Origin of the sequence: Serratia sp. MMO-28 (genome assembly GCF_037199905.1) — a bacterium.
Taxonomy (GTDB): Bacteria; Pseudomonadota; Gammaproteobacteria; order Enterobacterales; family Enterobacteriaceae; genus Chania; species Chania oryzae.
In genome coordinates this window covers 1-859 of record NZ_JBBCVB010000077.1, presented here as the reverse complement: position 1 = coordinate 859, position 859 = coordinate 1, and the positions used below count along the sequence as shown (strand labels likewise).

Below are 859 nucleotides of genomic sequence, written 5' to 3'. Positions count from 1 at the left end.
GGTTGCCGATAAGATGGTGATCGAGTCGATCACTGAACTGATTGACGTAAAACTCCGCTACCCAGAAACCGCTCTTCTGTTCGTTGAGTTCAACGCAAAGCAGTTTCAGAACATCCCGCAGATATCCTGTGAGCCTAAGGGCAGCATTATCCGCATCCCAACCACCTATGACCCGATCGCCCGTACCTATACAGGCGTGTGGGATGGTTCATTCAAATGGGCCTGGACGAATAACCCAGCATGGATTTTTTACGACCTATTGATCAACGCTCGTTACAGTATCGGTACCCGCGTTCGTGCAGAGAATCTGGCGCTAACGAAATGGGATCTGTACACCATTGCGCAGTATTGTGATCAGTTGGTACCGGACGGGCGCGGTGGCGGCGGCATGGAGCCGCGATTTATGTGCGACGTGTATATTCAGTCGCAGGAAGAAGCCTGGTCGGTTCTGCGTGACTTTGCCAATATTTTCCGGGGCATGACGTTCTGGGCCAACAACAGCATGAACGTGCTGTCCGATATGCCCCGCGATGTGGACTACATCTATACCCGCGCCAACGTTAAAGACGGCCTGTTTACCGATGCCAGCGCCAGCGAGAAAACGCATTACAGCACCTGCATGGTGAGCTGGAGCGACCCGGCGAACGGCTATCAGGATTCAGTTGAGCCGGTGTTCGACAATAACCTGATTCGCCGTTACCAGGTCAAGCAAGCCGACCTAACGGCCATCGGTTGCACGCGGCAGACCGAGGCGATCAGGCGCGGCAAATGGCTATTGCTGACCAATGAGAAAGACCGGGTGATAAGTTTCACCGTTGGCGCGGATGGCAATATACCAGGTCCGGGCTGGATCATTGGC

At 54.1% G+C, this 859-nt stretch carries 1 protein-coding gene; it reads left to right on the top strand.

Annotated elements, in window-relative coordinates; translation table 11 throughout:
- The coding region (locus WG891_RS26585; protein ID WP_337265087.1) for a host specificity protein J at window positions 1-859 on the top strand (859 nt) is incomplete at both ends.